Genomic DNA, 21,143 nt, shown 5'->3' on the forward strand with positions numbered 1-21,143 from the left:
AGACCACCACGAAGGGGACAGGCACCTTTGTGGTGGTTTGGACCGGCTGAACGTGTGTGCATCGGGTGGTATCTAAGTTGAGATACCACTTCTGGTATATCAGCTTGCGCTCGCGTGAGTACAATACTCGAACGTTATACGTCTCAGCGCCCCTTGTGCGTGGACGTTTTGCAGTCACGCGAGCGAAGGGATTTATCCTATGTGCGGAATTGTCGGCTACACCGGCTCTGATATCGCAAAGAACATCCTTGTCACGGGCCTTAAGCGCATGGAATATCGCGGCTATGACTCCTCGGGCGTCGCGCTCGAGGTGGGCGAGGGCACGGTGGCTCACCTCGACGTCATTCGCCGCGTGGGCAAGGTCGCGGGCCTGGAGAGCGAACTTACCAATGTCGACAGCGACGCCACCTGCGGCATCGGCCACACCCGCTGGGCTACCCACGGCAAGCCCTCCGTTGTCAACGCCCATCCCCACACCAGCTGCGACGGTCGCATCGCCATCGTCCACAACGGCATCATCGAGAACTTCGCCGAGTTGCGTGAGGAGCTGGAGGGCCGCGGCCATCACTTTAAGAGCGATACCGATACCGAGGTCTTTGCGCACTTGATCGAAGAAGCCTATGCCGAGACACACGACCTGATGGCTTCTGTGCGCGAGGCTTGCACCCACGTGGTGGGCGCCTATGGTTTGGCCGCCGTTTCTGTCGATGAGCCTGGCGTGATCGCCGTGGCCCGCAAGGACTCCCCGATTGTGGTCGGCGTCGGCGAAACCGGCTCCTACGTTGCCTCCGACGTGATCGCGCTTATCGATGCCACCCGCGATGTCGTGGTGCTCGAAGACGGTCAGTTTGCCAAGCTTACGCCCGCAGGCGTCGAGTATACCGACGAGGCTGGCAACGTGATTGAGCCCAAGCTTACCCATATCGACTGGGACCTGGATATGGCCGAAAAGGGCGGTTATCCCGACTTTATGCTCAAGGAGATCCATGAGCAGCCCCGCGTCGTGCGTGATACCCTGGTGGGCCGCATGACCCCCGCCGGTGAGCTCGATATCGACGAGCTGGGCCTTTCGCTCGAGGAGCTCAACGATATCGACCGCGTGTATGTGATTGCCTGCGGCACCAGCTACCATGCCGGACTTATCGCCAAGAACCTTATTGAGGGTTGGGCTCGTATTCCTACCGAGGTCGAGGCGGCAAGCGAGTTCCGCTATCGCAACCCCATCATCACGCCGACGACGCTTGTCGTGGCCGTGTCCCAGTCGGGCGAGACGGCCGACACCCTTGCCGCCATTCGCGATGCACGCATCAAGGGCGCCAAGGTCTTTGGCATCACCAACGTGCTGGGCAGCCCGGTGGCGCGCGAGAGCGACGGCGTTATCTACACCAAGGCTAACAAGGAGATTGCAGTTGCCTCGACCAAGAGCTTCATCGGTCAGGTCGTGAGCCTTACGCTTTTGGCCCTGCTGCTGGCGCAGGTTAAGTACCGTCTGACCACCAAGCAGGCGCGCATGCTGTTCCGCGAGCTTTCCGATACGGCCGAGCAGATCCAGTGGATTCTGGATACGCAGACCGAGGCCGTGCACGAGGCCGCGCTTGTCTGCAAGGACGCGCAGTCTGCATTGTTCGTGGGTCGCGGCATGGGCGCCGCCATTTCCTACGAGGGCGCGCTCAAGCTTAAGGAGGTCAGCTACCTGCATGCCGAGGCATATGCTGCCGGCGAGATGAAGCACGGCCCTATCGCGCTGATCGACCCGGGTTTCCCCGTTATCGCGGTTGCAACCAAGAGCGCAACATACGACAAGACGGTGTCGAACCTCATGGAGTGCAAGGCGCGCGGCGCCAAGGTCATCGTCGTTGCTACCGAGGGCGACGAGGAAATCAACAAGATCGCCGACTGCGTCATTCGCGTGCCGGCCGTCCGCGACGTATTCAGCCCCATCACGGCGAGCGTTCCGCTGCAGTTGCTCGCCCGCGAGGTTGCCATCCTGCGCGGTTGCGACGTTGACCAGCCCCGCAACCTGGCCAAGAGTGTCACAGTAGAGTAATCGAGTTCCGTCATCCTAACAACTAAGGCCCGGCTCCGTTGCGGCGGAGCCGGGCCTTGTTGCATTTGCCATGGTAAAACCTGCCAAAATAAACCTGTCCCTTTTTGGCAGGTTAGCGGAGCTTGCTGGTCTCGAAGTACTCGGGATATTGGTCCAGGACCTCGGTCTGGTTGCGGAACATCATATGCAGGTGCTTGCTGACCAAAAAGCTTGCCTCGATAGGATCGCGACCGGCGATGGCGCGGCGGATTTGCTTGTGCTCGTTAACAATCTCCTGATTGTCGAGCGCCTGCGTAGCGGCGCGCAGCCAGCGGAAGCGCTCCAGGTCGGCATTGGTCGCCTCGAGCCACGACCACACGGTGCTGCGGCACGCAATGCTAAAGATCATGCGGTGCATGAGGTTGTCGCTTAAAAAGAAGCCGATGCGGTCCTCTTCGGCCATGGCTTTTTCCTGCAGCGCGATGGCTCGGTCGAGCTGCTCGATGCCTACCGAGGTGACACGGGCGCAGCACTCCACAATCACCTGCTTTTCCAGGTGTTCGCGAATGTAGCAGGCACTCTCGGCAAGGGTGAGGTTGATGGGCGAGACATAGGTGCCGCTTTGGGGCACGGTGCGCACTAGGCCCTCTTGCGCCAGACGCACCAGTGCCTCGCGCACAGGGGTGCGCCCCATATCTAGGTCGTCACAAAGCTGCTTGACGCCCAACTTTTCGCCCGGCTTGTAGTCCAGGTAGACGATTTTGCGTCGAATGGTGTGGTAGGACTGGTCCTGTAGGCTCGTTTCCTGCTCGCCGACGTGCATCGATTCTTCCATAGCGCCTCGCAACTGTTCTATCACACTCATATGTCAGTTGTTAATTATGCCGCGAATCAGCTCTCCGCGCTGGGTAATTCGGTTGTTGCCCGAGAACTTTTGCGACATCTTAGTCTGTTTTTGCGCATGGCTGTGCTCAATGTTGCCGTATCATAAGCCGTCGCAAATGTGAAATAGAAAGAAGGAATCCCATATGCAACTGGTAAATATCGTACGCGAGCGCTGGAAGGGTGTCTTGTTCTGCCTGATCATCGCCATCCCTGCGTCGTTGCTCGGCAAACAGATTGAGGTGGTCGGTGGGCCGGTATTTGCCATCCTCTTTGGCATGGTTCTGGCGCTTGTCTTTCCCAAGAATCGTCGCGAACAGCTCGCCGCCGGCGTCACCTATACGTCTAAAAAAGTCTTGCAGTACGCGGTTATCCTGCTTGGCTTTGGCATGAACCTCTCGCAGATTCTGTCCAAAGGCGCCCAGTCGTTGCCGATTATCGTGGCTACTATCTTGACCTCGCTCATCATCGCCTTTGTGCTCTGCCGCGTTATGAACGTGCCGGGCAAGATCGCGACGCTTGTGGGTGTGGGTTCGTCGATTTGCGGCGGTTCCGCCATCGCCGCGACCGCGCCCGTCATCGATGCCGACGATCGCGAGATTGCCCAGGCTATTTCGGTCATCTTCCTGTTTAACGTTATCGCGGCGCTCGTGTTTCCAACGCTTGGAGGCATGCTTGGGCTGACCAACGAGGGCTTTGGCCTGTTTGCCGGTACCGCTATCAACGACACCTCGTCTGTAACGGCTGCGGCGAGCGCCTGGGACAGTATGCATCCCGGCGCCAATGTGCTCGAGAGCGCTACGGTAGTCAAGCTCACCAGGACGCTGGCTATTATTCCCATCACGTTGGTCCTCGCATGCTGGCAGATGCATCTGGCGCGCAAGGCCGGCGGCGACGCCAAAAGCACGTTCTCCCTTAAGCGCGCGTTTCCCATGTTTGTGCTGTTCTTTGTGCTGGCGAGTGTGGTCACCACAGTGTTTCAGCTTCCCGCGTCCGTTACGGCGCCCATCAAGGAGCTGTCGAAGTTCTTTATCGTGATGGCCATGGCGGCTATTGGCTTTAATACCGATATCGTCGAGCTGGCCAAAAAAGGCGGCAAGCCCATCGCATTGGGCTTTTGCTGCTGGATTGGCATTGCGTGCATGGGTTTGGGAATGCAGCACGTGCTGGGAATCTGGTAGAGAAGTAGCCCATTTACGTGCTGGTTGCTGGTGGCAGCATCCTCGCGGTGGAGCGATAGGAGCTCTTGCGGGTATGGCTTGTCCGCAGGTTAATAGATCCCGAAGAGCTCTTATCGCCCCGCCAGGATGGCGATGCGGGGCAACACCTATACTCGCAGGACGGCGCTTTCTGCCCTATAGTGTTTGGTGAGCAATATCGTTCAATTTTGAAACACTCGGTCGTGCGACCGTCGGCGGTTGCACGTCGCCGCGGACAGGGGCAAATCATGGATAGCGATGCCAAGCTGAACATCTTGACCGATGCCCTAGCTGCTGCCGGGGCCTCGGCATTGGCAATCGATGCGCGTGGGGACGTCGCGATCTCGACCATGAATGACGCGGCGCTTGAGCGGGATGTGGCGGCTTTTGTCGCTGAGCGCCTCGATCGCATAGGAGACGGCGCGCGTCTGGTTATGGGGCGTGCGGGTACGCGCCTGAGCCTGACCGTTCGCCCCACCGACAAAGAGGGCGGGGGCCTTTGGGTCATCGTGGTCCGCGAGGTGCGCGCCGCTGCGGCGCATGCGGGCATCGAGTGGCTCAACGCCGACGAAGTTGAGGCCCGCTACGAATCGAGCGCGTACGGCATCGTCGAAGACGCGGCAGCGGTCGCTGCCCCCGTACGGGAGAGCTATGCGCGCGGAGTGCCCCTTATGCTCGAGGGCGAGCTGGGCGCGGGACAGGATCAGATTGCAAAACGCCTGTACCTGGATGGACCCTATGCCGACCAGCCCTTTGTGTCCGTTGCGCTCGATGAGCTTACGGATCGCGGTTGGCGCCATCTGCTCAAAAGTTCTGAATCGCCGCTATTCCAAACGGGGCTGACACTTTGCATGGGCGGCTGGCATGCTGTTGGCCCCCAACGCCTGCGCGAGCTCGTGTCCGCAATGATCGACACGGCGCTCGCAACTCGTTGCCATGTGGTGTTGACGGCAAACGACATGCCAGGAGGCGGCGAAAGCGATCAGGCTGCTTTTGTAACCGAGCGTCTGGCCTGTGCAGTGAGTGTGGCGCCGGCGATTGCCGAGCAGGGCGGCGCGTCGGAAAAGGTTGCGCGTTATCTGGAGTATCTGGCAGATATGTTTGAGACGGCAACACCCGCCTTGTCGTCCGCGTCGGCAAAGACACTCGATGCCTATCGATGGCCCCGTAACTATCTACAGCTTCGTGAGGTTTCGGAACGACTTTATATATTAGTGAGGACGGGTACAGCCGAGCGTGCCGTGGCGGAGGAGGTGCTCGCCCAGGAGGACGTTATCAAGACCGCGACCTTTGGTGCCCCAACGCTCGAAAGCGATTTGTATATCCTACGCCCTCTGGCCGATACCGAGTGCGATATCGCTCGGTTGGTCCTGCAGCACCTTCACGGCAACCGGACGCGTGCGGCAGAGGTACTCGGTATAAGTCGCACGACCTTATGGCGTCTGCTGAAGGACAACGACCACTGAGCAAGGTGCCGTGACCGCGCACGGCGCGTGTGATACAGTCCAAAGCAGTATTGTTTCGACTGTGTTACGGCGTGCGGGGGAGTATGGCGGAGACTTCAAAAACGAACCAAGCGAAACGAACTGCGGCGCCGGTCAACCGACGTACGACTTCGCGGACGTGGGGCAAAAGCGCCTCGGGGTTTGATGGCTCGTTCAAGCGCACTAAATATGGCTATCCTTCGGCAAGCGCCCGCTTGGCCATGCAGGCCGAGTCCTCGTTGTGGGGACGAAGGCGCGTGGTGGGCTCAAAGCTCAGGCACGATGGCACACTTGGCTACATTAGCCGCGGGGCGGCTCGCCGCAGCGGGCTCAATCCGGCTGGTTGGCATCGTTATGTTCCGATTGCGGTCGTCGTTGCAGTGATTGTCATCGCACTCGCTGCGCTTGGCTACGCCGGCGGCGGTGCGAGCCTGGACGTGATGTTCAAATCGCCCGAACTTGCACATGTTGGCACGGAGCTTGTTGAGGGTGCACAAGACCAGACGGGCGTCGCGCCCCAGCGCGGTATCGTTGCGGCGGCCTCCACCATCGCCGATGCGCAAAAGGACGAGGGCGAACAAGGCGATGGCGCCAAAGCGACTCGAACGAATGAAACGACGACAAATCCATCGGCAAGATAAGTTGCGAGTGGGGTAGCAAATTTGGGACGGGGCCTTTTAGCTGCCCAAGTGTCGAATGCCATCAGCAGCTCATTCGATGTCAGTCGCCAACAGCGAGCGGGCCGCATTTGCGCCAAGGTGACGTGAAATGAGAGGGCGTTGACCTTCTGGTCGCGCCCTCGAAATTGAACGTCAAATTGGCGTGAATGCGGCTCGCGCAGCGTCAGCAGGTCCGCCGTTCGGTAGAACGGCAGAACAAATTACCTAACGTACACCACGTTGTCGCGGCGCGGCTTTGCCTCGGGTAGCGTGTCATCGGCATAGCCCAGAATGCAGTTACCGACACCGCGCAGGCTGCCGTCGGCGGGCAGGCCCCAGCTGGCCAGCAGCTCCAGGCCCTCGGGCGAGTCAAAGACCTCATGCGCGCGGTGAATCCAGCACGAATCGACACCCAGTGCATAGGCGGCGTTGAGCAAGTTGCCCATGGCGAGTGAGCCGTCTTCCAGATGTGTGGGCACGCTGCGGTCAACCAGCACCACCACAACGGTCTTGGCGCCATAGAAGGGATCGCTGTTGCTGCCCATGACCTGGGCGTTGAGCTGTGAGAGACGCTCGACGGTCGCGGGGTCGGTGACGGCGACAAACGTCACCGGCTGGCGGCCCATGCCGCTCGGTGCATATTGGCCGGCTTCGATAATACGTGCAAGCTTTTTGGCCTCGACGGGACGATCGCTGTATTTGCGGCAGCTGCGGCGGTGAATGAGCGCTTCGATAGTCTCCATGGTGTCTCCTTGCGGTGGCGTTGCAGATGCCCCGTTCATACCCGTCGGGCTCAACGATAGACGGTCAATTGCCCGGCAAAAGGATAGATTCCAATTGGGAAAGTGGGTTTGCATAAAAGTACCTTCAAAATGTGACAAACCAATGGGATGGTTAAACGTTTTATCCCGTCTGCCCTGCGGTTTTTACCACTTGCCTAAATGACGAACGCATAACCTCTGATAAAGGTTTTACTAAAGGAGTACCAACGTTTATCAACGCGCCGTGGTGCGCTGGGCCAGGAGGTAACTATCATGTTCCAGGCTGGAGATGTCGTCGAGACCGATTTCGAAGGATTTCTGAAGCTGCTGCGTTCCAAGACGCGCGCTTTTGTGACGATTGACGATCACGAGTACTACATCACGCACACCGATGGCTATTGGCGTGTTCAGGATTGCGAGGCCCTCAACGACAAGGGCCACTTTACTGACTGCTCCGAGCTGGTCAACACGGTCTGCGAGGTCGTCGAGCTGCCTTGGATCTGCGGCAAAAGCCTGCACGATAGCTTCTCGGGCGCTACGGTCTACGAGGCTGTCACCGCTTAACAGGCAATAAAACCCGATTTTCACGTGACCGCTGGCGCCGCCCCCGCGCCGGCGGTCTTTTTCTGCCGATAGGCCATAAAAGTGCAAGCATTCGCGGAGAGCCTGTTGACGATAGTCAAAACTCGGACTAATCTAGAGACACGAAATTGGTCAAAAATCGGACAATCGAATGGTGGGATAGATGAATAGTGCGGTTACGCCGGTCGACTTCGACCGGTTGCTCAATGGACTCGACCATATCTATTCGGAGTTCTCGCGCGCCTGCGGCCTTTCGGACTGCGCTTACTGGATGCTTGTCGATACCAGCACGGCGGGCGGCAGTATTGCCGTAAGCCGTCTGACAAGCGAATGGTTCTACAGCAAGCAGACCATCAACTCGGCAATTAAAACCTTGACGGCGCGGGGCTTCGCAACGTTGGAGTTTGCCGAAGGCAGCCGTAAGAACAAGGTTGTGCGTTTGACCGAAGCGGGCATGCGGTTTGCCGAGCAATATGCGCTGCCGGCGCAAGAAGCCGAGCAACAGGCTTTCGAAGTGCTCGAGCCCTGGGAACAGCGCGAAATCATGCGCCTAATCGAAAAATTTTCCCATGCGCTCGGCGATGAGTGCGATGTCTTTAAGCAGCATATCGCTGCCGAGAATCAAGGTGAGGGTGAGTCGTGCGACTGTTAATGAGGTTTTTGAAGCCCTATCGAGGGCTTGTCGCAGTGACGCTGCTGACGCTGCTGGTGGATAACGTCGGTACGCTGTTGGTTCCCACGATGCTGGCGAACATGGTCAACACCGGTATTACCACGGGCGATGTCGACTACATCTTACGCAACGGCCTATACATGTTTATCGCGACGAGCATGGCTAGCGGCGGCACGGTGCTGGGCTGCTATCTTTCGGCGCGTCTGGCGGCTAACGTGGCCTGCGACATCCGCAATGCCGTCTACGACAAATCACTCGAGCTGTCTGCCAGCGATTTTGAGCGCTTTGGCACCGGATCGATGATCACGCGCTCACTCAACGACATCAACGTGATTCAACAGGCTGTCCTTCAGACGATTCAGCTGGTGCTGCCCGTGCCGTTCTTGGCTGTGGCGGGCATCATCTTCGCTTGGCTCATCGATCCGGCCATGGGCATGCTTCTGGGCGTCGTGGTTGCAATCGTGCTGGTTGCGGCGGTCTTTACGGTTGCCAATGCGGCGCCGATTTTTATGCGACTGCAGGGTTTTATCGACCGCATGAACGTGGTGCTGCGCGAGAACATCGTGGGCGTGCGCGTCATCCGTGCGTTTAACAAGGAGCGTCGTGAGGAACAGCGCCTGGACGAGGTGTTCAGCGATTACGCGACCAACGCCATCAAGGTCAACCACCTGTTTGTGGGCCTTGACAGCTCCACCTTCTTTTTGATCAACATCGCCGAGGTGGCGGTGCTGTGGGTGGGCGGTAACCGGGTGGGCGCCCATGCCATGCAGATTGCGAGTATCTCGGCGGTGCTTGAGTATGCAATTCTGATCCTGTTCTTTGTGATGATGGCCCAGATGGTGGTGCTGACGCTTCCGCGTGCTGCCGCGTGCCTGAACCGTGCGCAGCAGGTGTTGGAGATTGAGCCGAGCATCGTGGACGGCGAGCGTACACTGGGTGACGGGACGCCTGCCTCCGAGGACGATGCGGATGCTGTTGCCGTGTTCGACCACATGTCGTTTCGCTTTGACGATGCCGACAAGGACACCCTGTGCGACCTGAGCTTTGCCTGTCGTCGCGGTCAGACGACCGCGATTGTGGGCTCGACGGGCTCGGGCAAGTCGACGGTGGCAAAGCTTCTGCTGCGCTTCCACGATGCCACCAAGGGCGTCATTCGCCTGGACGGCGTCGATCTGCGCGAGCTTTCGCAAGGTGAGATTCGCGGGCGCATCGCCTATGTGCCGCAGAAGGCGTGGCTGTTCTCGGGCACCGTGGCAAGCAATCTGCGCTTTGGCAACGAGGACGCGACCGAGGCGGACATGCTTCATGCGCTGCAGGTTGCCCAGAGCACCTTTGTGCTCGATCAGCCGCAGGGGCTCGATACTCCGGTTGCCCAGGGCGGTACGAACTTTTCGGGCGGCCAGCGCCAGCGTCTGGCAATCGCCCGTGCGCTCATGAAGCATGCCGATCTGTATATCTTCGATGACAGTTTTTCGGCCCTGGACTTTAAGACCGATGCGGCCTTGCGCCATGCGCTGCAGGACGAGACGCGCGACGCCGCGGTGCTCATCATCGCGCAGCGCATCTCGACGATTTTGCATGCCGACCAGATTGTCGTGCTCAAGGATGGCGAGGTCGTGGGCCTGGGCGCGCACGAGGAACTTATGGAAACCTGCGAGGTGTACCGCGCCATCGCGGAATCGCAGATGAAGGGAGGTGAGTAGCATGACCGAGGAGCTCAAGAGGCGCAGCGACGCTATCGATGCCGTCGTTGTGGACGCGGCCGAGGAAGCGGTCGAGCAGTCTGCCGCGTCGACCGAGCTGGATGCCGCCGCCAGGGCCGCGGCCGAGCGCGAGGCTCGTCGCCAGGCGCTGTACGAGGAAAACGAGCGTGCCGAGGACGAGCGCGCCCGTGCCGAGGCAGAGCGTATGCGCGACGTGGACGACGAAGAAGAGGACGAGACGCCCCGGGATACCTGGGCGACGGTGCGCCGCTTGTGGAGCGAGGCCGCCGGCGACCATTGGCGCTTCTATATTGTATTCGCGAGCATTGTGTTCTACGTCATCTTTAACACCGCCGCGCCGGCATATAGCGCTCATGTTATCGACGAGCTGTGGGGCCATATACAGGTGGCGTTTGCCAGCGGAACGACCTTCAGCATCACCTGGGATCAGTGCGGTAAGACCATCTTTGTCTACTTTTTGATCTGGACAGCCGCCGGATCGTTCTATGCGCTGCAGAGTTTTTTGATGTCGAGCGTCGCCGAGCGACTCAACCTGCGTCTGCGCAACCGCATCGCGCAGAAGCTCAGTCGCCTGCCGCTCGCCTACTTTGACGCGCATCGCCCCGGCGAAGTGGTCAGCCGTGCGACCAATGACTTGGACAAGATGTCCGAGAGTATGCAGCGCGGATTGCTGCAGCTGCTGGTATCGATCGGTACCGTGACGGGTGCCATCATCATGATGTTCGTCTATAGCGTCAAGCTCACGTTGGTCTTTTTGGGCTTTACGGCGGTATCGCTGCTGGTGACCAAGGTGGTTTCGCGCCGAACGCATGATGTGACGGGCGAGCGTCAGGAGTGGGTGTCCAAAATCACGAGCGCGGTCGAGGAAGGCTATTCGGGCCGTTTGGTGATTCGCGCATTCAACCGCGAGCATCAGAGCTCTGCCGAGGTGCACGAGGCCTCGAGGGAGCTAGCGCGCGTGAGTACCAAGGCCGACTTTATGATCAATGCCGTCGGCCCTGCGGTTCGCTTTATCGGCCGTTTGGCGCAGATCGTGATCGCGCTGGTGGGCTGCAGCATGCTGGTCGCCGGCCACATGACCGTCGGCGTGTTCCAGGCGTTCTTCCAGTTTATCTACGGGGCGTCCGAACCCATGACGCAGCTGTCGTTCACTTTCAACTCGCTGCAGAGCGCGCTGGCGAGTGCGGAGCGCGTGTTCGACCTGCTCGATGAGCCCGAGATGGAAGCCGATCCGCTGCCGGGTGAGGCTGCCAGGCTGCCGGGTCGCATTGAGGGCCGCGTCTCCTTTGAGCACGTGCGTTTTGGTTATTCGCCCGACAAGCCGCTTATGCGTGACGTGTCGTTTACCGCCGAGCCGGGCCAGAAGATCGCCGTGGTGGGAACCACGGGCGCAGGCAAGACCACGCTCATCAACCTGCTCATGCGTTTTTACGAGATCGATGGCGGCCGCATTACGCTCGACGGCGTGGACACGAGCTGTATGGACCGCGGCGAGCTGCGCCAGCAGTTTGGCATGGTGCTGCAGGACGCCTGGCTATTCGATGGCACGATTGCCGAAAACATCGCCTACGGCTGTCCCGAGGCGACGCGCGACGAGATCGTGGCGGCTGCGCGCGCCGCGCAGGTCGACTTCTTTGTGCGCACCATGCCGCAGGGTTATGACACGCGGGTGGCCAACGATGCCGAGAGCATTAGCCAAGGGCAGCGTCAACTGCTGACCATCGCACGCGTGCTGCTCAACAACCCGGCGATTCTCATCCTGGACGAGGCGACGTCGAGCGTGGACACGCGTACCGAGCTCGCCATCGGCCGTGCTATGGATGCGCTTATGCGCGGGCGCACCAGCTTTGTGATCGCGCATCGCCTGTCGACGATCGTGGATGCCGACCTGATCTTGGTCATGGATCACGGCAACATTATCGAGCAGGGCACGCATAAGGAGTTGCTGGCTGCCGAGGGCGCCTACGCCGACCTCTATCTGAGCCAGTTCGCATAATGCGACATGGGGACGGCCCCCTTGTCGCATCGGAAATAAGGCGCGCCGGGGATAGATTCCCTGGCGCGCCTTTGCGTTGGCGTGAATGTTGTCATTGGCCGTCCGCGTCTAGCGTTCGTCCACAAGTTTGGCAACGAGGGCTTTGAGCTCGGCCACCTCTTGCTCGAGCTCTTTAACGCGGCGGGCGTTCTCGGTGATGCCCTGGCGGTTGAGGGCGGACTGCTCGGCCGCGTCGTCGGGCATGTATTCACGGTGCTGCTTGGCGTCAAACGTCTCCTCAAACACGCGGCAGCCGTTGCGCTTGATGATGCGTCCCGGCACGCCCACGACGGTGCAGTTGTCGGGTACGTCCTTGACTACCACGGAGTTGCCGCCGATTTTGACGTTGTTGCCGATGCGGATGTTGCCGAGCACCTTGGCGCCCGTGCCCACGGTGACGTTGTCGCCCAGGGTGGGGTGGCGCTTGCCGGTCTCGTTGCCGGTACCGCCGAGCGTGACGCCCTGGTAGAGCACGCAGTTGTCGCCCACGATGGTGGTTTCGCCGATGACGACGCCCATGGCGTGGTCGATAAAGAAATGCTTGCCGATCTGTGCAGCGGGGTGAATCTCGACCCCGGTGATGTGGCGGGTGATTTGCGAGAGCACACGGGCGAGCGAGCGATGACCGTGCTCCCACAGCCAGTGCTCGGGCACGTGGTTCCACTTGGCGTGCAGGCCAGGATAGGAAAGGAAGATGACCAGACCGTTTTGCGCGGCGGGGTCCTGCGCCTGGACGGTCTTGATGTCCTCGCGAATGGTATTGATAAAGCTCACCGGCCGCCCTCCCTTAGCGCCATGGCAATGCGATTCAATAAAGTATAGCGATTCGCTAGGGATTAGGAAGAATAATCTTGGCGGCTTTGCATGACAGGTGTCAGTTATGCAAACTTGCTGGTAATGGAGTCATGCTTTTGTGGGGTTGCGCACGAGGGGGCACCGCAACCGTATACTGGTCAACTTGGACGTATCCGCGCCCACAACTGAGAGGTTTTACTTCATGGGTTTCATCAATTTTATCGCCGAGCTACTCAAAGACCCGCGCACCGCGATTGCCAGCTGGATCGCCGCCGGCCCGCTTATGGCCTACGGCTGCGTGTTCCTCATTATCTTCATTGAGACAGGCGTGGTGTTCTTCCCGTTCCTTCCCGGCGATTCACTGCTGTTTGCTTCGGGCTTCTTTGCCCATAACGGTGGCTTTAACATCGTGGCCCTGCTGGCCGTAGCATGGGCTGCTGCCATCCTGGGCGACCAGTGCAACTTTATGATCGGTCACTTCTTTGGCAAAAAGATCATCGCTTCGGGCAAGGTCAAGGCCATGACGCCCGAGCGTATCAAAAAGTCCGAGGACTTCTTGGACAAGTGGGGTCACCTGGCCATCTTCCTCGGCCGCTTCTTCCCGTTTATCCGCACCTTTGTGCCCTTCATTGCCGGCATGGGCGGTATGCACTGGCGCAACTTTGTCATCTACAACGTGCTGGGCGGCATTACCTGGTCGACAGTCTTTACACTGCTGGGCTACTTCTTTGGCGGCATCCCCTTTGTGCAGGAGCACTTTGAGTTGCTGATCATTGGCATCGTAGCCGTGTCGATCATCCCGACTGTAGTCGGCCTGGTTAAGGCTAAGCTGGGCAAATAGAACGCCTAACTCGAGCCGGCGCGAATAATAGTGTCAAAGAGGCCCGTCACCGCTTACGGTGGCGGGCCTCTTTTGCTTCGGTCAAATGAAAATACTTTACTTAGTTAAAGAAAAGCGTTTTATCCGACGCGCGCGGGGAGTACAATCTCGTCCATGCGAATCGACGTGCCATCGGCTTCGATGTTGCCCGCGTGTCCCGTCCGGCTCTACGCTCCGGGCGTGCGACGTTGCGACACGGTCGGCCTCGGTCCTTGCGTGCGGGTTCGCGAGTATGCAACTGTGTATGTAAGGAGCGACATATGACTGTCGAGAAGAAGGATATCGATTGGGGTAGCCTCGGCTTTGGCTACATGAAGACCGATTACAGCTACGAGGCTCATTGGAAGGATGGCGAGTGGGACGAGGGCGGCCTGACCACCGATCACACCATGCATGTCTCCGAGTGCGGCGGCATCTTCCATTACTGCCAGGAGGTCTTTGAGGGCCTGAAGGCCTACACCGCCGCGGATGGCAGCATCGTCTGCTTCCGTCCCGACATGAACGCTGAGCGCATGTATAACTCTGCCCAGCGCCTCGAGATGCCGCCGTTCCCCAAGGACAAGTTCGTTGAGGCCGTCAAGCAGGTCGTTTCTGCCAATGCTGCCTGGGTTCCGCCTTTCGGCTCCGGTGCGACCCTGTACGTGCGTCCGTTTATGATTGGCTCTGGTGACGTGATTGGCGTGGCTCCTGCTCCTGAGTACACGTTCCGCATTCTCGTGACTCCGGTCGGTCCGTACTTTAAGGGCGGCCTTAAGCCCGTTAAGCTGCGCGTTTCCGAGTATGACCGTGCAGCCCCGCATGGCACCGGCAACATCAAGGCCGGCCTGAACTACGCCATGTCTCTCAAGCCCACGATGGAGGCCCATCGCGAGGGCTATGCCGAGAACCTGTATCTTGACTCCGAGTCTCGCACCTATGTCGAGGAGACCGGTGGCGCCAACGTCCTGTTCGTGAAAGAGGACGGCACCCTCGTCGTTCCGCAGTCGCACACCGACTCGATCCTGCCCTCCATCACCCGTCGCTCGCTCGTTCAGGTCGCTCAGGACCTGGGCATGACCGTTGATCAGCGTCCCGTCGAGTGGGCCGAGGTCAAGGCCGGCACCTTTGTCGAGTGCGGTCTGTGCGGCACCGCTGCTGTTATCTCCCCGGTCGGCGAGATTGACAACAAGGTTTATGGTGCCGACGAGACCGTGACCTTCCCGGCTGGCTGCACCGAGATCGGCCCTGTTATGAAGAAACTTCGCGAGACCCTGACTGGTATTCAGTCTGGTGCTGTCGAGGATAAGCACAACTGGGTTTACACCGTCGCGTAAGCTGTCTTAGCTGTCCGGCCCGAGGGCGACCTTCCTTTCCGGCGCGTCCTCGGGCATGAAAGAACCTCCGCTGCGCACTTCGTGCGGCGGAGGTTCTTTCGTCCTGCGGAGTGCGCCTGGGTGTGGGCTCCATAAGGAGCTTGGCCCTAGTGACCCCGCGCAGTTCTGTAGGAAAACCGCGCACCAGGAAGAGGTGCGTGCGCGGTTTTCCGGTTGCCGCTCGCCTGGGGTGGGACGGGGCGTACATTTTTGGGAGTTTTCAGCAGCCGGGTGCGCATGCATACGGGATTTTGGGCGAAAGTCAGGCGCCGTGAGCCGCATCCTGTAGAAAATGAGTGCTCCCTGAGGTGCTGAGGGCTCAGAATCAGGGTTTTCAACGCGGTTTTGTGGGCCCACTCCTGTTCCTTTGGGCTCCAGGATGCTGAAAACTCCAAAATTTGCACGCCGCCCTCTGGGGTACCTGTGGGCAAAAAGCAACCGTCCCGCCGAAGTATGCATTCGACGGGACGGTTTATGCATATACCCGATTAAGGATACGCTGCGGATCTGTTAGAACTTGACGGTCGGTGCCTGGCGGGCAGCTTCGGCGGCCTCGAAGCCCTGGCGCTCCTTAAACTGGAAGATGCCGGCAAAGATAACAGCCGGGAACGTCTGGATGGCGTTGTTGTAGCTGAGCACGCAGTCGTTGTAGCTCTGGCGCGCGTAGCTCACCTTGTTCTCGGTGTCCTCGAGCGTAGCCTGGAGCTGCATAAAGTTGGTGTTCGCCTTAAGGTCGGGGTAGGCCTCGGCCACGGCAAAGAGCTGGCGCAGTGCACCGGTCAGCACGTTGTCGGCTTCCATTTTGGCCTCGGGGGTGGTGGCGCTTACGGCGGTGTTGCGCGCGTTGATCACGGCGGCGAGCGTGTCCTGCTCGTGCTTGGCGTAGCCCTTGACGGTCTCGACCAGGTTGGGGATCAGGTCGTTGCGGCGCTGCAACTGCGTGTCGATGTTCTGCCAGGCGTTATCGATACGATTGCGCTTGGTAACCATGTTGTTGTAGATGCCAGCGATGGCGCAGACGATCACAACGACAACAACGATACCGATGATGACGGGAAGCATGATGTCTCCGTTTCGAATGGCAGCGGCGTTTTGCGCCGGCCGTTGTTGGTATAACGTATCTAGTATACCCGCAACCTTTGGCGGTGCCGAACTTTCCGGTAAGCGTTTTGTTTCAACCAGGGAGGGGGCGCCAATATCGAACGGGTGGTACAGGTGTAAGATATGCGACAAATTACGGAATGCTGTCTACGCCTTGAGGATGGTGATACGGATGGACCTTCGCATCAAGAAAACCTATCGTGCCCTGTTCGACGCCTTTACCGAGCTTTTGGAAGAGCATCGGTTTGAGGATTTGACGGTTGCCATGCTTTGCGACCGGGCCCTGATTCGCCGCACGACGTTCTATAAGCATTTTCGCGATAAAAACGATTATTTTGCCTTCTATATCGATGAGCTTATGACGGGCTTGCCCCAAAACCAGACCGACGCAGCGGACGCGGAGCCGCTTGTGGATGTACGGGCGCTTCGCCATGAGGTCTTTGACGATGCCATGAATATGGTACTGGCGCATGAGCAGCTCATGGATAACCTTTTGGCGAGCAGCATGTCGGGCATGCTGACCGGCATGATTTGCGACCGCATCGCGCATTCCATCCGTGAGCGCGTGATGAGCTCGCTTGCCGAAGACGCCCTGGCGCCCGTTTCGCTCGAGACGACATCGGAATTTATCGCCGGTGGCATTATTCGAGTGTTCACAAATTGGTGGGAATCGGGCCACGATCTTGAGCGTCGACCCGAGATGGCCGACGTGGTCGATGCGCTGTTTGAGCGCACCATGACGCCGGTGAATCACTAAGGTGGCGGAGAGAGGGGGATTCGAACCCCCGGAACGCTCTCGCGCTCAACGGTTTTCAAGACCGCCGCATTCAACCGCTCTGCCATCTCTCCGTGAGTCGTAATGATAGCATCGTTTTGAATTTGCAACAGGGAAGGCGAACGATGACGATCACCGAAATCGACGAGAAGTTCATGCGCGAGGCGCTGGCGGAGGCGCGCGCCGCTGCGACAGTGGGCGAGGTGCCGATTGGTGCTGTGGTGGTGCGTGCGGGCGAGATTGTCGCGAGGGCGCATAATCGCCGTGAGCTCGACCAGGACCCTTCGGCACATGCCGAGTTTTTGGCCCTGTGCGCCGCCGCTCAGACGCTTGGGCGTTGGCGCCTTTCCGATTGTACAGTCTACGTGACGCTCGAACCCTGCTGCATGTGTGCGGGGCTTATGGTTAACGCGCGCGTGGGGCGTTGCGTGTATGGCGCGGCCGATGCCAAAGCGGGCGCGGTGGGCTCGCTGTATGACCTCAATGCCGATTCGCGCCTGAACCATCGGTTTAATGTGACCGCCGGCGTGCTGGCAGACGAGTGTCGTGAGGTGTTGAGCGGCTATTTTGCCGGTTTGCGCGGTGTGGATGGCGCCGCGTGCGGCTGCGGTCTAAGCCTTGATGCGCATGCCGTCCATGCCGAGGCACTTGCGGGTGTTGGGAATCTCGCCGACGAGACGCTCAACTTTGGTCCTGTGCAGCGCCGGCCCCGCCGTGTGCTGTTGGCGATCGATTCCTTTAAGGGAAGCGTTTCGAGCGCGCAGGCGGAGGCGGCCGTTGCCGAAGGCGTGTGCCAGGTGTGGCCCGATGCCGAGCTGAGCGCTTTGCCGCTGGCAGATGGTGGCGAGGGAACGCTCGACGCCGTTGCCGCCTGCGGTGGCGAGCTTGTGACCTGCGAGGTTGCAGCCCCCTTGGACGACCGCGTGTCTGCCCGGATGCTGGTAGACGGCGAGCACGAGTCGGCTGTAATTGAGATGGCTGAGGCGGCGGGCATTGGGTATTCGCCTTGCACGGAGTCGGCGGCGTTGGCGGCCACAGCCTATGGTGTGGGTGAGCTCATGCTTCGCGCGGTTCGTGCGGGTGCAAAGACGATCTATATTGGCTTGGGCGGCAGCGCCACCAACGACGGTGGTGCCGGCATGCTGCAGGCGTTGGGCGCGCGTGTGGTCGATGATCAGGGCTGCAATATCGCCCCCGGTCTTGCGGGCCTTGAACACGTGGCGAGTATCGATTTGGCGCCAGCGCTTCGGGCGCTGAACGGCGCTCGTATCGTGGTGCTTTCCGATGTCGAGAACCCGCTCGTGGGACGCCGGGGCGCCCTGGCGGTGTTTGGCGGGCAGAAGGGCCTGCCGACGGATGACGCCGAGGCGCTCTACGAGTACGACAGTTGGATGGTCGGCTATGGTCGCCTGCTCGATGCGGCGATTGTCGAGGCGCGTGAGCAGGGGCTATTGCGTGTGCCCGAGGGTGCACGGACATTTGGCTCGGTGCTCGGCGTGCCCGGCGCTGGTGCCGCCGGCGGTCTGGGTGCCGCACTGTTGGCGCTCGGCGCCGAGTTGCGCTCGGGTGTGGAAACCGTGCTCGACCTCGTGGGGTTTGACGAGCGCGTGCGCGATGTCGACCTGGTCATTACAGGCGAGGGCAACATGGATGAGCAGTCTGCCGCCGGTAAGGCGCCGGTGGGTGTGGCCCGTCGTGCGAAGCGATATGGCAAGCCGGTGGTCGCCGTCGTGGGCGGTCGTGCCGACAACCTGGATGCGGTGTATGGGCAGGGTGTCGATCTGGTTCTGCCGGTCTGCCGCAAGCCCATGAGCCTTGAGGAAGCGCTTAGCATGCAGGAGGCTGTAGCCAATTTGGCGTGCGCAGGCGAGGGGGCTGTCCGAGCATACGATCTTGGTCGCATATAGATATAAATATCCAATCTGATTTGCCTGTCCAGCTCGTTATTTGTAAATATATGTTAATTACGTTGGCATTTTACGGTCTATACTATTGCTGTATCACTGGTGTCGTATGCACCTGTCTGCAAACGGAAATTATATGAAAGGGGCTAGGATGCACAGATTGGGAAATACGCTTAAGCGCGCGGTTACGGTTGGCGCGGTGTTGGCGCTGACGTTAGGCATGGCCACTCCGGCGACTATGTCATTCGCAGACGATGCCGTGGGGGGGGGGCTCCGGGCAATCGTCCACGTTAGAGCAGAATCAGAAGACGGCGACCGAGCTTGACGAGAACCTGGAGACCAAGGTCACCCTCTCGTTCCCGGGCAAGCGCGAGGCCGAGCCGTCCGACGTTGTGTTTGTGCTCGACAAGTCCGGCGCCTCAGCGCAGATGGACATCTACAACCAGGCGAAGGACTTCCTGGGCCAGATCAGCCAGAAGGCCAAGGCAGACGGCCTGGATATCAAGGTCGGCGTAGTCCTCTTCAACAAGGTCGGTAACATCCAGCAGCCGCTGACGGACGTCGTCACGGGGTATGATGACATCCTGGACGCAATGAACTCGAGCCTGCATTCGGGCACCAACATGCACGCCGGCCTTCTTGCCGCAAAGAGCATCCTCGACGCGGATACCGCCGTTAAGGCCGAGAACAAGCACGTGATCCTTATTAGTGACGGTGCAACCTACCTTTACTGCAAGAACGGCGATTACACCAAACCGTATACGAGGTCGTTTGGCGATCCAACCAAGCAGACGAATCCAGAGACCCACGCTGCATACCCCTATGGATCGAACAAAATGGGCGGTATCTGGGAGTGGCAGTCTCGCGAGTACAATCTCAAGAACGACTGGAAGAAGTTCTCCGACGGCTCTAACTTCATTTTCTCGCAGGCCATGAAGAGCCCCGAGAAGCTCGGCGAGTATCTTAAGTACTATCGCGACCAGTATGAGAACTCTGACAAGAACTGGGCCCAGTACGACTACGAGTACACCGACGCCGCCGCCAATAACGGCACCACGAACCCCATCCCCGTCGACGTGAACGCGCCGTGCAACATCGACGTCGCGTTCTGGAGCACGGACGACACGTTCCAGTCGATGGCCAAGGCCGGCTACGACATGAACGTCTACTACAAGAACATCTCCGACTTTAAAGATGGCCAGGTATTCCTGCAGTACCTCACCAGGAATTCCAACAACGGCCAGCTCGACACCGACTTCAATAAGCTCAAGGCCAAGCTCGTGGACAAGATCGCTGCCGACTCGACTGTCGAGGACCTTATTGGCAACAACTTTGACTTTGTGAACGATGCCAGTAAGATCAGCCTGAATGTTGCGGGCGAGGACCTTGCGCCCGAGAAGATCGACGAGACCACCTATGGCTTTGGCAAGCGTGCGGACGGCACCTATCGCTTCACCCTCAAGTACACGGCAGGGGAGAACGAGAAGCTCGTCTTCACTCTCAACGAGGCCGCGGTGCCCGCTAAACCGGTTGTCCTTACGTACAGCGAGGTATTGGTGAATAAGCCCACCGAGGCCGGCACCCATACTCTTAAGGTCAACGAGAGCGCGACTCTGCATCCCGTTGACGGCAACGGCATGCCTGGCGATGCGTATGAGTTCCCGGTTCCGACGGTTACCTACACGGTTGCTGCTCCCGAGCCTAAGCCCGAGCCCGAGGTTAAACCCACGAAGCCGAGCGATAAGAAGCCCGTCAAGACGACGAAGGGCGAGAAGGGCGCTATGCCGATGACGGGTGATACCTTCTCAATTCTGCCCGTCATTGGGCTGGTCGTAGCCGGTGCAGCCGTTTGCGTTGCCGGCATTATCCTCAAGCGCCGTAATTAGTAACGGCGTTGACGTCGAACGACGTTTCGCTTCCCAGCGCTTACGCAACGCTTGAGTGCTCTCTGCGAAGCAACTGATGGGGCGCGGTCGCATACTTGCGACCGCGCCTTTTTGCCGCCGTGCACTCATGTGGTTTTCCCTTTAACCGCGGGGCATCTTGCTCTGCTAGACGGGAGCAGGTAATATATATCGAGCGCCTAGCGCGTTCGATGGGTTCGGATGACGATATGTTCCGAATCTGGTCAGGTCCGGAAGGAAGCAGCCATAAGGAGCCTCTGTCGGGCATCCGAATCCATCGAGCGCACGGGCTTTCTTTTTGCGCGGCTTTACCAAACCGCGCAATGCTCGACGCTGCGCGTCACCCAGAGCGACAATTTGTCATTCAAAAGGCAAGGCATGACCAGAAGGTCTATGCCTTGCCTTTT

At 59.4% G+C, this 21,143-nt stretch carries 17 protein-coding genes, 1 tRNA gene and 1 other RNA gene; 14 read left to right on the plus strand and 5 right to left on the minus strand.

Annotation, left to right across the window (positions count from 1 at the left end; all coding sequences use genetic code 11):
- Positions 1-199: 199 nt before the first annotated feature.
- Entirely contained in the window at positions 200-2,047 is a 1,848-nt protein-coding gene (glmS, locus tag ACTQWD_RS04345; RefSeq protein ID WP_441555002.1) for a glutamine--fructose-6-phosphate transaminase (isomerizing), read from the plus strand.
- Positions 2,048-2,159: 112 nt separating this feature from the next.
- Here the strand turns inward: glmS and ACTQWD_RS04350 are convergent, their stop codons facing one another.
- Positions 2,160-2,861 (minus strand): GntR family transcriptional regulator, encoded by a 702-nt coding sequence (locus tag ACTQWD_RS04350; protein ID WP_441559353.1) that lies wholly within the window; start codon positions 2,859-2,861, stop codon positions 2,160-2,162.
- Positions 2,862-3,054: 193 nt separating this feature from the next.
- Here ACTQWD_RS04350 and ACTQWD_RS04355 point away from each other — a divergent pair, with 193 nt between their 5' ends.
- The 3 genes from ACTQWD_RS04355 to ACTQWD_RS04365 all read left to right on the plus strand — a co-directional run bounded on the left by ACTQWD_RS04355 (position 3,055) and on the right by ACTQWD_RS04365 (position 6,232).
- Positions 3,055-4,089 carry a YeiH family protein gene (locus ACTQWD_RS04355; RefSeq protein ID WP_441559354.1) on the plus strand — a complete coding sequence of 345 codons (1,035 nt, stop codon included), beginning with the start codon at positions 3,055-3,057 and terminating at the stop codon, positions 4,087-4,089.
- A gap of 266 nt (positions 4,090-4,355) precedes the next feature.
- The gene (locus tag ACTQWD_RS04360) at positions 4,356-5,573 is read left to right on the plus strand and encodes a helix-turn-helix domain-containing protein (RefSeq protein WP_441559355.1); all 1,218 of its coding nucleotides are present in this window, start codon (positions 4,356-4,358) and stop codon (positions 5,571-5,573) included.
- A gap of 83 nt (positions 5,574-5,656) precedes the next feature.
- A complete protein-coding gene (locus ACTQWD_RS04365) occupies positions 5,657-6,232 on the plus strand; it encodes a hypothetical protein (RefSeq protein WP_441559356.1) in 576 nt (191 codons plus the stop codon).
- Positions 6,233-6,471: 239 nt separating this feature from the next.
- On the opposite strand, the gene ACTQWD_RS04370 is transcribed toward ACTQWD_RS04365, so the two are convergent.
- Complete coding sequence (locus ACTQWD_RS04370; protein ID WP_441559357.1) at positions 6,472-6,993, minus strand: nitroreductase family protein; 522 nt, start codon at positions 6,991-6,993, stop codon at positions 6,472-6,474.
- A 291-nt stretch (positions 6,994-7,284) separates the two neighbouring features.
- Between ACTQWD_RS04370 and ACTQWD_RS04375 the strand changes: the two genes are divergently transcribed.
- The 4 genes from ACTQWD_RS04375 to ACTQWD_RS04390 all read left to right on the plus strand — a co-directional run bounded on the left by ACTQWD_RS04375 (position 7,285) and on the right by ACTQWD_RS04390 (position 11,986).
- Positions 7,285-7,575 carry a CDP-alcohol phosphatidyltransferase gene (locus tag ACTQWD_RS04375; protein ID WP_441555005.1) on the plus strand — a complete coding sequence of 97 codons (291 nt, stop codon included), beginning with the start codon at positions 7,285-7,287 and terminating at the stop codon, positions 7,573-7,575.
- A 181-nt stretch (positions 7,576-7,756) separates the two neighbouring features.
- Positions 7,757-8,245, plus strand: coding sequence for a MarR family winged helix-turn-helix transcriptional regulator (locus ACTQWD_RS04380; protein WP_441054518.1), 489 nt, complete (start codon positions 7,757-7,759; stop codon positions 8,243-8,245).
- Entirely contained in the window at positions 8,245-9,969 is a 1,725-nt protein-coding gene (locus ACTQWD_RS04385) for an ABC transporter ATP-binding protein (protein ID WP_441559371.1), read from the plus strand. Before ACTQWD_RS04380 ends, ACTQWD_RS04385 begins: the two co-directional genes overlap by 1 nt.
- Position 9,970: 1 nt before the next feature.
- Positions 9,971-11,986, plus strand: coding sequence for an ABC transporter ATP-binding protein (locus tag ACTQWD_RS04390; RefSeq protein ID WP_441555007.1), 2,016 nt, complete (start codon positions 9,971-9,973; stop codon positions 11,984-11,986).
- 108 nt (positions 11,987-12,094) lie between these two features.
- Here ACTQWD_RS04390 and cysE read toward each other — a convergent pair whose 3' ends face one another.
- Positions 12,095-12,799 carry a serine O-acetyltransferase gene (gene cysE, locus ACTQWD_RS04395; RefSeq protein WP_441559358.1) on the minus strand — a complete coding sequence of 235 codons (705 nt, stop codon included), beginning with the start codon at positions 12,797-12,799 and terminating at the stop codon, positions 12,095-12,097.
- A gap of 223 nt (positions 12,800-13,022) precedes the next feature.
- Between cysE and ACTQWD_RS04400 the strand changes: the two genes are divergently transcribed.
- Positions 13,023-13,661, plus strand: coding sequence for a VTT domain-containing protein (locus ACTQWD_RS04400; RefSeq protein ID WP_441559359.1), 639 nt, complete (start codon positions 13,023-13,025; stop codon positions 13,659-13,661).
- A 299-nt stretch (positions 13,662-13,960) separates the two neighbouring features.
- On the plus strand, positions 13,961-15,013 hold the full coding sequence (locus tag ACTQWD_RS04405) for a branched-chain amino acid aminotransferase (protein WP_154517834.1): 1,053 nt from the start codon (positions 13,961-13,963) through the stop codon (positions 15,011-15,013).
- 549 nt (positions 15,014-15,562) lie between these two features.
- Here the strand turns inward: ACTQWD_RS04405 and ACTQWD_RS04410 are convergent.
- On the minus strand, positions 15,563-16,114 hold the full coding sequence (locus ACTQWD_RS04410) for a LemA family protein (protein WP_427719860.1): 552 nt from the start codon (positions 16,112-16,114) through the stop codon (positions 15,563-15,565).
- A 211-nt stretch (positions 16,115-16,325) separates the two neighbouring features.
- On the opposite strand from ACTQWD_RS04410, the gene ACTQWD_RS04415 reads away from it, so the two are divergent.
- The gene (locus tag ACTQWD_RS04415) at positions 16,326-16,910 is read left to right on the plus strand and encodes a TetR/AcrR family transcriptional regulator (RefSeq protein WP_427727644.1); all 585 of its coding nucleotides are present in this window, start codon (positions 16,326-16,328) and stop codon (positions 16,908-16,910) included.
- A 2-nt stretch (positions 16,911-16,912) separates the two neighbouring features.
- Here the strand turns inward: ACTQWD_RS04415 and ACTQWD_RS04420 are convergent.
- A tRNA-Ser gene (locus tag ACTQWD_RS04420) sits at positions 16,913-17,002 on the minus strand.
- A 51-nt stretch (positions 17,003-17,053) separates the two neighbouring features.
- Between ACTQWD_RS04420 and tadA the strand changes: the two genes are divergently transcribed.
- From tadA to ffs, 3 genes are all read left to right on the plus strand, one after another.
- Positions 17,054-18,835 (plus strand): tRNA adenosine(34) deaminase TadA, encoded by a 1,782-nt coding sequence (gene tadA, locus ACTQWD_RS04425; protein WP_441559360.1) that lies wholly within the window; start codon positions 17,054-17,056, stop codon positions 18,833-18,835.
- A gap of 251 nt (positions 18,836-19,086) precedes the next feature.
- Positions 19,087-20,718 carry a vWA domain-containing protein gene (locus tag ACTQWD_RS04430; RefSeq protein ID WP_441559361.1) on the plus strand — a complete coding sequence of 544 codons (1,632 nt, stop codon included), beginning with the start codon at positions 19,087-19,089 and terminating at the stop codon, positions 20,716-20,718.
- Between the two features lie 206 nt (positions 20,719-20,924).
- Positions 20,925-21,020: signal recognition particle sRNA small type (gene ffs, locus ACTQWD_RS04435), an RNA gene on the plus strand.
- Positions 21,021-21,143: the final 123 nt, after the last annotated feature.

It is taken from the genome of Collinsella sp. LCP19S3_B6 (assembly GCF_052121815.1).
Lineage (GTDB): Bacteria > Actinomycetota > Coriobacteriia > Coriobacteriales > Coriobacteriaceae > Collinsella.